This window comes from Priestia sp. TRM10 (assembly GCF_057808375.1).
Genome location: NZ_JBJZOT010000013.1, coordinates 727,212 through 740,181, shown reverse-complemented (window position 1 = coordinate 740,181; position 12,970 = coordinate 727,212). Strand labels below are relative to the sequence as shown.

The 12,970-nt window shown below is 39.0% G+C and carries 10 protein-coding genes and 1 pseudogene; 1 reads left to right on the top strand and 10 read right to left on the bottom strand.

Features of this window, described 5'->3' with window-relative positions; genetic code table 11:
• Positions 1 to 88: 88 nt before the first annotated feature.
• The 9 genes from ACK3CR_RS14960 to hutP all read right to left on the bottom strand — a co-directional run bounded on the left by ACK3CR_RS14960 (position 89) and on the right by hutP (position 11,786).
• The gene (locus ACK3CR_RS14960) at positions 89 to 394 is read right to left on the bottom strand and encodes an arginase family protein (RefSeq protein ID WP_488975795.1); all 306 of its coding nucleotides are present in this window, start codon (positions 392 to 394) and stop codon (positions 89 to 91) included.
• Between the two features lie 63 nt (positions 395 to 457).
• Positions 458 to 1,756 (bottom strand): Glu/Leu/Phe/Val family dehydrogenase, encoded by a 1,299-nt coding sequence (locus ACK3CR_RS14955; RefSeq protein WP_488975673.1) that lies wholly within the window; start codon positions 1,754 to 1,756, stop codon positions 458 to 460.
• A gap of 251 nt (positions 1,757 to 2,007) precedes the next feature.
• A complete protein-coding gene (locus ACK3CR_RS14950; protein WP_488975672.1) occupies positions 2,008 to 2,979 on the bottom strand; it encodes an agmatinase family protein in 972 nt (323 codons plus the stop codon).
• A gap of 1 nt (position 2,980) precedes the next feature.
• Complete coding sequence (hutI, locus tag ACK3CR_RS14945) at positions 2,981 to 4,240, bottom strand: imidazolonepropionase (RefSeq protein WP_328124938.1); 1,260 nt, start codon at positions 4,238 to 4,240, stop codon at positions 2,981 to 2,983.
• Positions 4,240 to 5,916: a urocanate hydratase gene (hutU, locus tag ACK3CR_RS14940; protein ID WP_488975671.1), complete on the bottom strand. Its 1,677-nt coding sequence runs from the start codon at positions 5,914 to 5,916 to the stop codon at positions 4,240 to 4,242. Before hutU ends, hutI begins: the two co-directional genes overlap by 1 nt.
• A gap of 188 nt (positions 5,917 to 6,104) precedes the next feature.
• On the bottom strand, positions 6,105 to 7,625 hold the full coding sequence (locus ACK3CR_RS14935; RefSeq protein ID WP_488975670.1) for a response regulator transcription factor: 1,521 nt from the start codon (positions 7,623 to 7,625) through the stop codon (positions 6,105 to 6,107).
• 509 nt (positions 7,626 to 8,134) lie between these two features.
• A complete protein-coding gene (locus ACK3CR_RS14930; protein ID WP_328124942.1) occupies positions 8,135 to 9,445 on the bottom strand; it encodes a Na+/H+ antiporter family protein in 1,311 nt (436 codons plus the stop codon).
• A 224-nt stretch (positions 9,446 to 9,669) separates the two neighbouring features.
• On the bottom strand, positions 9,670 to 11,205 hold the full coding sequence (hutH, locus tag ACK3CR_RS14925; RefSeq protein ID WP_243512278.1) for a histidine ammonia-lyase: 1,536 nt from the start codon (positions 11,203 to 11,205) through the stop codon (positions 9,670 to 9,672).
• A 137-nt stretch (positions 11,206 to 11,342) separates the two neighbouring features.
• On the bottom strand, positions 11,343 to 11,786 hold the full coding sequence (hutP, locus tag ACK3CR_RS14920) for a histidine utilization transcription antiterminator HutP (RefSeq protein ID WP_243512279.1): 444 nt from the start codon (positions 11,784 to 11,786) through the stop codon (positions 11,343 to 11,345).
• A gap of 272 nt (positions 11,787 to 12,058) precedes the next feature.
• Here hutP and ACK3CR_RS14915 point away from each other — a divergent pair, with 272 nt between their 5' ends.
• On the top strand, positions 12,059 to 12,403 hold the full coding sequence (locus ACK3CR_RS14915) for a hypothetical protein (RefSeq protein WP_243512288.1): 345 nt from the start codon (positions 12,059 to 12,061) through the stop codon (positions 12,401 to 12,403).
• 382 nt (positions 12,404 to 12,785) lie between these two features.
• Here the strand turns inward: ACK3CR_RS14915 and ACK3CR_RS14910 are convergent.
• A pseudogene (locus tag ACK3CR_RS14910) lies at positions 12,786 to 12,962 on the bottom strand (YfzA family protein); the annotation flags it as partial.
• Positions 12,963 to 12,970: the final 8 nt, after the last annotated feature.

Below are 12,970 nucleotides of genomic sequence, written 5' to 3'. Positions count from 1 at the left end.
ATTTTTCCTGCTGAGGTAGAAATCTTATAATAAACTACTACGTGTTTTTTACTTTCAAAAGGATAGGAAAAAGTAGATGATTACCATTTTATTTTCTTTCTACAAGGCTAACGGAAAGTTTCGAGATTACATGAACTCCTGATTTAACAATGATACTAGATCTATTTCGTAAAGAATCTAAACATACAATATCTATTGCCTGTACTAAAGAATATGAATCTGTAATGTATACGCATTCAAATAATTCATCTGTTCTTATTAATCCTGTGTTTTTTGCTGGAACTTTAGGTACATAAGCACTATCAAGAGCATCCATATCTATATCTACTGTCAGATAGATAACGTCTACTTTTTTAGCTAAATCATCCAAGGTTCTTTCAACTGTAGTAGAAATTCCTTCTTCTCTTGAAATAAGGTCATATAATTAACTTTGCATCGGAGTCGGGAATTTTTCATTTTATACCCATCCTCGGAAATGCGAGGCTTCAGCCGATTTTCTGATTCCGACCATATATGCAGCTAAACGCATATCAACTTCATGGGTCTGTGACATTTGATAAATAGTTTCAAAAGAATTGATCATTACTTTTCGCAATTTTTTAGCTACTTCTTCTTCTGACCAATAATATCCTTGATTGTTTTGGACCCATTCAAAGTACGAAACAGTCACACCACCTGCACTGGCCAGTATATCTGGCACAAGGAGGATACCTCTTTCATCTAAAATTTTGGTAGCCTCTAGGGTTGTAGGTCCATTTGCTGCTTCTACCACAATGGATGCACGAATACGATCGGCATTTTCTAACGTAATTTGATTAGAAATGGCGGCTGGAACAAGAATTTCACATTCTTGCTCAAGTAATTCTTGATTGGTCATAACATTAGTAAATAAATTGGTTACAGTCCCAAAACTATCTCGTCGATCAAGTAAATAATCAATATCAAGCCCTGTTGGATCATAAAGAGCACCATGTGCATCTGAAATCCCAATCACTTTGGCTCCTGCCTCATGCATAAATTTAGCCAGAAAGCTTCCGGCATTCCCAAAGCCCTGAATCACAATGCGTGCCCCCTGTAATTCAATACCTTTTTTCTTGACGGCTTCTTCAATGCAAATTGTTACACCGCGCGCCGTTGCCGTTTCGCGACCTTGTGATCCCCCTAATACAATCGGTTTTCCTGTAATAAATCCAGGAGAATCAAATTCACGAAGACGGCTGTACTCATCCATCATCCACGCCATAATTTGAGAGTTCGTATAAACATCAGGGGCTGGAATATCTTTTGTCGGACCAACGATTTGGCTAATGGCCCGAACATATCCGCGACTTAATCTCTCTAATTCCCCAAGTGACATGTTCCTTGGATCGCAAACAATTCCTCCTTTTCCTCCTCCGTAAGGAAGATTAGCAATTCCACACTTTAAACTCATCCAAATAGACAAGGCTTTGACCTCTTCTTCATTTACTTCAGGATGGAATCGGACACCTCCCTTTGTAGGACCCACAGCATCATTATGTTGAGAACGATAGCCGGTAAAAATTTCAATAGAGCCGTTATCCATTCGAACTGGAATACGTACCGTTAAGGTTCTAATTGGTTCTTTTAATAATTCATACATCTTATTGTTATAACCTAACTTCCGAACCGCTTCTTTTATAATAAGTTGAGTTGAATTTAATAAATCTAACGTTCCACTTTGCTTATGATCCAGCTCTTGAATTTGATCACTTTTAACGGGGGCTCCCACTTTCATTTGTTACACCTCTTATGTTATAAGTTGTTTAAATTGATTGTTCTGAAGCGTTATTTTTATAAAAAAAGGCAATTGCTGTAACAATTGCTCTAATTTCTTATTATCAATCGATTTTATTTTCCAATCCATTACTTTGGATCAGGCAAGAAGAGAATGAGATATTTCTTCTTGCCTAACATATACTTTCAGATTAATCTGGATTTATAGTCACCTTAGTCTTTTTTTCTTCCCTTACTAAATTGTCTATCACTTTATCTAGACCGTAAAACATAGCCAGTTATAAACTGCAGCCATGCGTATACCCCGATCTTGACTGTTTCAGCAACTGGTGAATCTTTGCTGGGGTCTAGACAAACAAAATCAATATGCTGAACAATTGGGTGCTTACCAATTTCTAATAATGCATCAAACAGCTCAGTTGATGTCATGCCGCTGGGGGTGGAAGCTGGGACCCCTGGTGCAACGGAAATATCGAGTACATCCATGTCGACTGTGACATAAACAAGATCGACTTTTGCTGACAGACGTTCGAGCGCTTCTTGAATGGTATTGATAAGGCCCTTTCTGCGTGCTTGTTTTAATGTTACCACCTGAATATTGTGTTTCTTGGCATAATCGACAAGTGGCTTCGCATTAAAATAACCATGCAAACCGATATTGATGACATCCTCGCCTTTAACAATATTGCCATCAATTAATTGGCGAATTGGAGTTCCATTTGCGGGTCCTAATTCCTCCGGATCTCGCACATCAAGATGCGTGTCAAGTTGTAAAATCCCAATCGTTTTTTGCTTACAAACTTCTTTGATTCCTCGAACAGCACAAGCCGTTGTAGAATGATCACCGCCAATCATGCATGTGATAGTATGAGGATAGCGTTCCACAAGATATGCTGATGTCTCTTGAATACGTTGATGTGATAAAGGGATATCTGTCGTATGCATTACAATATCCCCTGCATCCGCTACTTGTAGCGCTGTTAAATCGATATTTTCATCCAAGTTGTAGGTGGCAAAGCTTTTCCACATTCTCCGAAATTCCGTTGGATACAGGGAAGCCCCAGACACACTAATTGATGATCTCGAAATTGGCGCTCCGTAAATAATCAGGTCAGGCAGACTTCTTAGTTCATTAAGTGGCTGAATCCACTGATGAACGTAAGCTGTTTCTTCTTTCGATGTATTCCAAGACCATTCAGGTGCTTGAAGCCATTTTTCACTCACCCTATCCCACCACCTTTACACCTTTTTTCCATACAGCCTTGACATGATTAACTCCGAATAAATATTGTAATTCTTGATAGTTTTTAACATCCCATAAGACAATATCTGCTTGCTTTCCTACCTCCAGTGACCCTACTTTTTCTTGACGATTAATGGCGCAGGCTGCATTATATGTTGCTGCCGTCAAGGCTTCTGCTGGAGTAAGTCTCATCGAAATACAAGCTAGGTTCATAACAAGAGGCATAGAAGTCGTCGGTGATGACCCAGGATTGCAGTCGGTGGAAATAGCTACAGGTACACCTGCATCAATCATCTTTCTTCCTGCCGCAGCTTCTTCACGTAGATATAATGCTGTAGCTGGTAATAAGCAAGCAATGGTCCCGGCTTTTGCCATAGCATGTATACCTTCATCTGATGCTTTTAATAAATGCTCAGCTGAGACCGCTCCTACTTTGGCAGCCAACTCAGCTCCCCCATAAGGTTCAATTTCATCGGCGTGTATTTTAGGCACTAACCCATATTCTTTTCCGGCTTCTAGTATCCGTTTCGACTGCTCAGGGGTAAAAACACCTTTCTCACAAAAAACATCGTTAAACTCAGCCAAGTTTTCCTCAGCTACTATTGGCAGCATCTTATCAATTAAATAATCAACAAATTCATTTTCTTTTCCTTTAAATTCTGGAGGTACAGCATGAGCTCCCATAAAAGTAGGTACAAGATCAATTGCATGTTTTTGTTGCAATTCTTTCATTACACGCAATTGTTTAAGCTCAGTTTCCAGGTTCATGCCATAGCCGCTTTTACTTTCTACCATCGTAACTCCATGAGCAAGAAATGAATCGAGACGACTCATTGTTTGTTCTAGTAATTCTTCTTCTATTGCCTCTCGTGTCATACGGGCTGTTGCATGAATCCCTCCACCCGCGTTCATAATATCCATATATGTCGCACCTTCAAGGCGCATTTCAAACTCATGTTCACGACTTCCCCCATACACAACATGTGTATGAGGATCCACAAGCCCAGGCGTAACTAAATGATTAGAAGCCTCCACAACGTCCGCTGTATGCAATTTCTCTGCATAGCGTTTTTCCAGGTCATTTGTTGTACCGACAGCCTGAATGATTCCATCCTCTATCCATAAACTACCATCTTCGATGAGTCCAAGCTCTGACATAGCTTCTTGGGAGCGCGGACCTTTTCCTTTACCTGCAAGCGTAGCAAGCTGAGTCGCATGTTTAATCCAAATTGGTTTTGTCATTACTGATCAGTCCCTTTATCAAGCATTGGAATGTTAATTCCTTTTTCACGAGCTGTTTTCTTTGCTAACTCATATCCCGCATCAGCGTGACGTACTACCCCCATACCTGGATCAGTTGTCAGCACTCTCTCAATACGTGCTTCCGCTTCCTTCGTACCATCTGCCACAATAACTACTCCTGCATGTAAAGAGTAGCCCATTCCGACGCCGCCTCCATGGTGTACAGATACCCAAGTAGCACCGCCCACTGCGTTTATCATCGCATTTAAAATTGGCCAGTCTGAAACCACATCTGATCCATCTTTCATAGCTTCTGTTTCACGGTTTGGTGAAGCAACAGAGCCAGAATCCAAGTGGTCACGTCCAATCACAACTGGTGCTTTTAACTCACCACTAGCCACCATATCATTTAGAATTTTTCCAAAACGAGCACGCTCTCCATAGCCCAACCAACAAATACGAGAAGGGAGACCCTGGAATTGAATTTTTTCCCGTGCCATACGAATCCAGTTACATAAATGTTCATTATCACTAAATTCACGTAAGATAGCCTGATCCGTTTTATAAATATCTTCAGAATCCCCTGACAACGCTACCCAACGAAAAGGACCTTTTCCTTCACAGAATTGTGGACGGATATAGGCTGGAACGAATCCAGGAAAGTCAAAGGCATTGTCTACACCCTCATCTTTTGCAACCTGACGAATATTGTTACCATAATCGAACGTCACGGCACCTTTTTCCATCATCTCAAGCATTGCTTTCACATGTGTTGCCATTGAAGCTTTTGAACGTTTCACGTACTCTTCAGAGTTAGATTTTCGTAATTCTGCTGCTTCTTCGAGCGACATTCCTGAAGGGATGTATCCATTCAATGGATCGTGCGCTGATGTTTGATCTGTTAATGCATCTGGGATAAAATTGCGTACAATCATTTCCGGTAAAAGTTCAGAGGCATTGCCTAATAGACCGATTGATAAAGCTCTTCCTTCTTTTTTTGCTTCTTTAGCCAAACGGATTGCTTCATCTAGCGAGTCCGTTTTCACATCTGTATAACGAGTCTCAATTCGTCGGTCAATCCTTGTCTCATCAACATCAATACCAATGCAGACACCACCATTCATCGTGACAGCAAGAGGTTGAGCTCCACCCATACCGCCAAGACCCGCGGTTACAGTGATAGTACCTTTGAGTGTATTATTGAAATGTTGTTTCGCAAGCTCTGCAAATGTTTCATACGTTCCTTGTACAATTCCTTGAGAACCAATATAAATCCAGCTACCTGCTGTCATTTGTCCATACATCATTAACCCTTTTTTATCAAGCTCATGAAATGTATCCCAATTTGCGTAAGCTGGTACAATATTGGAATTTGCAATCAGTACGCGTGGTGCATCTGAATGGGTTTTAAAGATAACTACCGGTTTTCCTGACTGAACAAGCAGGGTTTCATCTTCTTCTAGCTTTTTCAAAGATTGAACAATCGCATCAAATGATTCCCAGTTTCGGGCTGCCTTTCCAATTCCTCCGTATACAACAAGTTCCTCTGGGTGCTCAGCTACATCAGGATCTAAATTGTTCATTAACATCCGAAGTACGGCCTCTTGTTGCCATCCTTTTGTATGTAATTCAGTACCTTCATAACGTATCACTTTGTTCTTTGTAAACGTATTCATTTTTCTTACCTCCTTATTTGCTTATATTCAGTTTATAATAAAAATTCTAATAATTTATTATAATTTAATGATTTTTTTATAAAATATTTCTAAATAATTCTTTTTAACCGTCATTTTTATAAATGGTTTCAAAATAAATTTACTTATAATTCAATTAAAAACGATTCAGTATATACTGAATCGTTTTTTTATAATCCAGATCGGTACGCTGATGGGATGCATTCCTCGATCTGTTTGAATTTAGTATTAAAATAAGTTTGGTGAGAATAGCCCGTTAATCGTGCAACTTCCTCCAATGATAAATCCGTTTCCCGCAATAGACGTTTAGCCTCCCGAATCCGTACTTGATGTAACGTCTTGCGAAAGGACTGGCCGGATTCGGCTGCAAAGCGACGGCTGAGAGTACTCTTATTGATACGGAGTGCATCAGCACATGCCGCTAAGTTCCACTGAGCATCCCAATAGTTAGACTCTATCAATTCTTTTGCTTTCTCAACCAGTGTTCGTAATCCTTCCTGTGCTTGCTCATGATTCTGCTGAAGTAAACGAGTTATAAACGTAAGCAGTCCTTGGACAATTTGATAAATGACGGGCTTATGGACAATTTGCTGAAAAACTTCATGATAGAGTGTTTCCCAGTCTGCACTCTGGAGGTTGTGTGACTTCATATATCGGCGAATCTGCGCGAGCACACTCGTAAGACGAACACGAACGTTTTCTGGATCGGGATATGGCTGCTGAAAGGTCAAAAATTCACGCTCCACCCAATCCCGAATGGCTTTTATATCTCTTTTTTCAAGCATTTCAATCCACTGCCTTTGTTCCAAAGGAGTAAGGAAGGGGTCCATTTCCCGAGGGAGCATTTGTTCATTTTCCACCAAAACAATATCATAGCCTTCGAAAAAAACTAGCCTTGTTAACTGACGTATTTGCTGATAGGCTTTTTTTAACGAATCGCCTGAGGAAGTTTCCTTAATTACAATAGTAAGGGGCTCACTCATAAGGTCTTTCCAATATGCAAGAAAAGCATGGTATTCCTCCTTGAATACTTCAATCCCTTGAGTTTCCCGCACACATACAATAAAATCAGATAGAGTAAATATGCGATGCTTTCCGATAAAAGAATAACGTTGCAATGCATCATATACTAATGGAAGTGTTTCTGGATGGGGAGTTAAAAGTGCGACCATTGTTATCGGACTAACGTGCTTTCGCTCTGTCAGGAAAAGGTCAGGATAATCGATGGGAAGTGAATTTCCTTCTTCTGTTGCTCTATTCTCAAAGTAACGACGATCATTACGCAATTGGTAGCGCAGTTGTTGAATACGCTTGATTAAATCTGACGGAGAAAACGGGCGGAATAAAACATCTTCTGCACGAAAACGGAGCGCACGATAAGCAGTTTGGAAAATTCGCTCAGATGAAATCCCTAACCAGCGAATTCTATTTTGTTGCATCGCCTTACCAAATCGTTCACTTTCATGCTTCCATCCGTCCATATCCAGAATAACAAGCTCAGGTTTCTGCTTTTTTATATCACTTTCAAATTCCTCCATTGTATTCCACAGAACCAATCGAACTCCAGTAAAATGTGACTCTACCAACCACCGAATCCCTTGAGCTTCTAACTCATCTTTTGCTATTAAATGAATTTCCATGCTGTTACACCTTCTTTTTTGTCCTTTTCTTTCATCATAGCAAATGTACATGTATATTGAACTCATTTTATATTTTTAGAGAATAATTAATATATGTCCTTTCCGTTTTTATAAATAAGAATACAGAAGATATGATATATTTACATGAATGAACACAAGGTTTGATACTGAATCGGTAATAACTAATTAATGTATCTATGAAATACAAGATTATACTTTTTGATGTTAATGACCCATTGTTTGACTTTAGTATCTTAAAAAAAGGAACTATATAAAACTTTTAAGAAATTCAGGTTTTCCATGGGATTAATGGATTATGAAGTCAGCTATCAAGAAATCAGTAAGGTTTTATGGGAAAAATCAAATGGTAGAATTATCACTTTATCAAAACTAGGAATAGAGAAGTTTAAAACGGGCTCCCTTAAAAAATACGTTTTTTTAAGGAAGCCCGTTTTCTATGAAACTCCTATTCAAAGTAAAAGAGATATTCATCTTTTTTAATTATTATAGTATTGATAACAAAACAGACAGATTTGTTTTGAAGTACGAGTTTGTTTTGGTTAAAGCACCATTGCAGCAATAATACCGAAAATCATCAAAGGGATGCCAAAATGTAAAAAGGTTGGCACACATGTGTCCCATATATGATGGTGCTTTCCATCTGCGTTCAGTCCTATTGTTGGGCCAAGAGTACTGTCTGACACTGGTGAACCTGCATCCCCAAGTGAACTAGCAGTACCGATTAATGCGGCAGTCGCCAATGGAGAAAAGCCCACTGTTATGCAGATTGGAACAAATAAGGCAGCGATAAGGGGAATTGTTCCAAACGAAGAACCAATGCCCATCGTAATTAACAGACCAACAGTAATCATTGCGATGGCAACGATTATTTTATTATCTCCTAGTATTCCTATTGTGGACTGCACCAGGTCCTCAACAGCGCCAGTCTCTTTTAAAATCGTCGCATATCCTGAAGCAATTAACAATACGAATGAAATCATCCCCATCATCATAATCCCTTCATTTACAATTCTTTCTCCTTCTTTAAATGGGACAATAGTAAACAAAAACATAAGAATAATGCCTGTCAGTGCTCCTAGAACAAGTGAGCCTGACACAAGTTGCACGATAAAGGCACCTATAATCGCAATAATAGTAAGGAAATGACCCAATGTAAATGACAATTTCGTCTCTTCTGTTGCGGCTACCTCGCTAATAGCATTCTGTTTGTCATCAAGTAGCTCACGATCTTTGCGATAAGAAATAAAAATTGCAATGAACAACCCTGCAATCATTCCAAGACTTGGTATTAACATTGCATATGTAACAGATGGAAGAGCAATGTCTACGCCGCTCGCTTTCATTTCATCCGTAATAATTCCATGGTAGATCAAACCAAACCCCGCTGGAATCATCATATACGGTGCCTTTAATCCAAATGTTAATGCCACAGCGATGCCTCTACGATCGACCTTCATTTTATCAAATAAGTGGAGCAAAGGTGGAATTAAAATCGGAATAAATGCAATGTGTATCGGAACAGCATTTTGAGATAAACAAGCGATTCCGGCAATCGTCAGCAACATAATTGAACGTTTTCTTTTTAAAACGCTTACAATTTGTTTTACAAGAAATCCTGTAATTCCCGAATAACTAACCATAACGGCAAATATCCCAAGCAGAACATAACTTAATGCCGTGTTTGCTTGTCCTCCCATTCCGGATATAAGCATATTCATCGTTTCAGTTAGAGTCAAACCTTCCATCAAACCAGCAACACCAGCAGCTATTAGAAGGGCCAGCATCACATTGATACGAAGAAGACTTAATATCGTCATAACAATAACTGAAATTACTACCGCATTGAACATCAAATCACCCTTTCTATTTTCGAGATGCTTATTTAAGTTGAAAGTATAAAAATTGAATTTTCTAATTATTTTAAGAGACCTAAAGAACAGGAACCGCATGCCCTCCGCGTATCAAACATATACACCGAGCGATGCTGTTCCCTTAATATCTTACTTTCCCAAATTGTTAGCTCTCGTTACAATCGGTTTGTTTAACTTGATGTTTAGATATCTGTTTTTTTATGTTAACCTCTTTCCTTAACGACTGTTCCCTTTTCAAACTTTTTAATCTCATTAGTAGAAAAGGCATCCCTCAACCAATTTTCAGCCTCCATGATGTCATTTGAAAATACTCGGTCTTTCTCGATGAACGGAATTCGCTTACGCCCTTCCTCTAGCACGCTTTTCGTTGCTGATGCCATATCATCTGTGCCTCTAATTTCGACTGCCTGCATCGCACAAATAGATTCAATTGCGAGTACCCGTCTCGTATTAGACACAATTTGATAAGCATGCCTTGAACCAATAGTTCCCATGCTGACATGATCTTCTTGGTTTGCTGAAGATGGAATTGAATCGACGCTTGCCGGATGGGCGAGTGTTTTATTTTCTGATACGAGTGAAGCAGCACAATATTGCATAATCATCGCTCCAGACTGAAGTCCCGGGGCAGGGCTTAAAAACGGCGGCAAATCATTCAATTGTGGGTTTACAAGTCGCTCAATTCGACGCTCAGAAATGTTGGCCAATTCAGCAACCGCGATACCGAGAAAGTCCATCGCCAAGGCAATTGGCTGACCGTGGAAGTTCCCTCCAGAGATTACCTTTTTCCCTCCATCAAAAATCAATGGATTATCTGTTGCAGCATTCATTTCGATTTCTAGTTTTTCTTTTACATAATTCAATGTTTGCCACGTTGCTCCATGAACTTGTGGAATGCAGCGAAGCGAATAGGCATCTTGTACGCGCATTTCCCCTTGTTTCGTTGTTAATTTGCTGTCTTCCAAAAGCCCCCGTATCCGTTTCGCGACTGTAACTTGTTCCGGGTAACCACGTGCAATATGAACATCCTCATCAAACGCATCAATAATTCCTCTTAATCCTTCGATTGTCATTGCCGCAATCGCTTCCGATTGATAGGCTAGCTTTTCCGCCTCTAAATACGTTACCACACCCATTGCTGTCATCGCTTGTGTCCCATTGATTAATGCAAGACCTTCTTTTGCAGACAGAGTAATCGGAAAAATACCCTCTTTCGTCAGCGCTTTGAGAGCATTCGTCCGCTCCCCTTTATAAAATACTTCTCCTTCCCCAAGAAGAGGGAGAACGAGGTGAGATAATGGCGCCAAATCACCACTAGCTCCGAGAGAACCCTGTTGTGGAATGACAGGATGAATCCCAGCATTTACAAACTGAAGCAAGCGCTCTATCACTATCCTTCTTATCCCTGAAAACCCCTTCAATAATGCGTTCGCTCTTAATACTAACATTGCTCTTGAGACAAGTTCCGGAAATGGATCTCCAACCCCGCAGGCATGTGAGTGAATCAAATTCAATTGCAACGCTTCGACATCTTTTGGATTAATTAATACATCACTGAACTTTCCAAATCCAGTTGTTATCCCATAAACAACACGGTTTTCTTTAACAATTTGTTCCACCGCTTTACGGCTTTCTTCAACTCGCTTCCAACTATCGTCCGAAGCAGTTACTTCTTCACAGTCAAAAAGAATGTTGTTCATTTCTTCTAATTTAAGAGAATTCCCTGTCAATACTACCATAACGACACCTTCCTTCTTTGTACTTTACTTTACTGAAGCAAAAAGAAAATAGGGAGCCATACTAAAGAAATCATATGATTTCTTCAGTACAGCCCCCTATTCACTAAATGCTCTGGGCTAAAAAACTAATAAGCTATTTAAATGTGATTAATACCAAGACCTAACGTCTCGTGTTCCAATCCTTTAACTGGTGCCCCAATCGTTCCATAGATTGCGACAGCCAACCATTCTCCCTCTGTTTCATCCTCATAAGGATTACCACGTACAACGGCAAAGCGTAATCCCACAGTCCGCATAACCGAACCTAATTGCATTTGCCCTCGAGTAATGCCATAAAGCGCTTCCATAATTGCGTGGTATAGGGAATGGGTTTCTCGGTAAACATTATCTTTGATAATCCCATTCTGCTTGGCAGCAGTTTCTATAGCTGCAACGACTTTTTGCGATTCCATTGAACCTACTCTCCCGCTACAGCTCTTCCAGTTCAGTTGATTTGTAATCTCTTGCTGTTCGCTCCTATCGTCCATCAATACAAGCAATGTGGCATGACGTCCGATACGGTGTTCTTTATTTAATGCCATAAGCTACAACTCACTATTCCTAATTATCTGTCTACTTAACTAATGACTAATCTCTATTTGCATAATAGAGCAAATTCTTGAGGTTGTCAATGAATAGTTTTTTTGGATTATCTATTCGCTTCTTTAATTTCAAGTCATCCCTCTTACTTTATAGAAATGGAATTAGTATAGTTTCATGGACACATAATTATAAACAAGATTAACTTTACTTACATAAAGTATTTTGCATAAGGGCAAAATTAGAAAAATGAATCTTATTGGAGAGAAACAATATGATAATATTTTCACTTTTATTAATGTTGGGTGGGTTAATCATTATTAATGCTATTTATGCGTATCAAACTAAACACATTGACTCTAATTTTTTCTCCACCTTATGGTACTATATTAAGCTTATCCCTTTCTTCTTGTCTGCAATTATGATGATTGGGTACGGAGTAAAATTTTTAACTAAAAGCGTAAATCATTTAACTTTCTCACTTATTGTATGTAAAGGTATGGAAATCTTCGTTAGTGTAGTCATTGGATATATGTTTTTAAAAGAAATTCCCACATGGCGCACAGGAGTTGGTATCACGGTTATTTTAATTGGTTTCTGGTTATTGAAAGGAAAGTAAAAAAGAACTTAACCCATTCGGCTCTTTATTCACGATAAAATATCAACATAAAGGAATATTAAGACTCTTCTCACTTTGATTGCTTCTAGTTCCAAAATGTTAATTCATTTACAAGCAATCTCTAAAAATTAGACATAAGAATAATAGGACTCTATAAAAAGGATGTCATTAGAAAAAAAGCAAAGTAACCTTCAGGAATACAACAGGTCATGTAGGTCCTGGACTTGCCAATATTTATTGGACACTAAGTTAGTTCTCATAATGTGCATTATAAGAAGTAAAAAAGACCGTCTTATATACTGGACGGTCTTTTCCCCTCTAAGAAAGAAATGTGTTACATAAGGTTTATTTTTTCATGTTATTAATTCATAAAGCAACTTAGTCAGCTTGTGTGGTTATTAGTTTGTTTCCTAGAAGATAGGTCTTTTATACCATCTGGAATCGCATATGAAAGTAAAGTGGTACCAAAAAATACGGCGAATAAGTTAAACTCTGGTTTGTTATAGAGAGTGAACCATTCTGTAAAGAATTTAGAACTAGAAAGCCCAGCAAAAAATGTTCCTCCAC

Coding starts and splice junctions, on each gene's coding strand:
- ACK3CR_RS14955 (WP_488975673.1), bottom strand. CDS start 1,756: ATGAAAGTGGGAGCCCCCGTTAAAAGTGATCAAATTCAAGAGCTGGAT.
- hutI (WP_328124938.1), bottom strand. CDS start 4,240: ATGACAAAACCAATTTGGATTAAACATGCGACTCAGCTTGCTACGCTT.
- hutU (WP_488975671.1), bottom strand. CDS start 5,916: ATGAATACGTTTACAAAGAACAAAGTGATACGTTATGAAGGTACTGAA.
- ACK3CR_RS14935 (WP_488975670.1), bottom strand. CDS start 7,625: ATGTACATTTGCTATGATGAAAGAAAAGGACAAAAAAGAAGGTGTAAC.
- ACK3CR_RS14930 (WP_328124942.1), bottom strand. CDS start 9,445: ATGTTCAATGCGGTAGTAATTTCAGTTATTGTTATGACGATATTAAGT.
- hutH (WP_243512278.1), bottom strand. CDS start 11,205: ATGGTAGTATTGACAGGGAATTCTCTTAAATTAGAAGAAATGAACAAC.
- hutP (WP_243512279.1), bottom strand. CDS start 11,786: ATGGCATTAAATAAAGAACACCGTATCGGACGTCATGCCACATTGCTT.
- ACK3CR_RS14915 (WP_243512288.1), top strand. CDS start 12,059: ATGATAATATTTTCACTTTTATTAATGTTGGGTGGGTTAATCATTATT.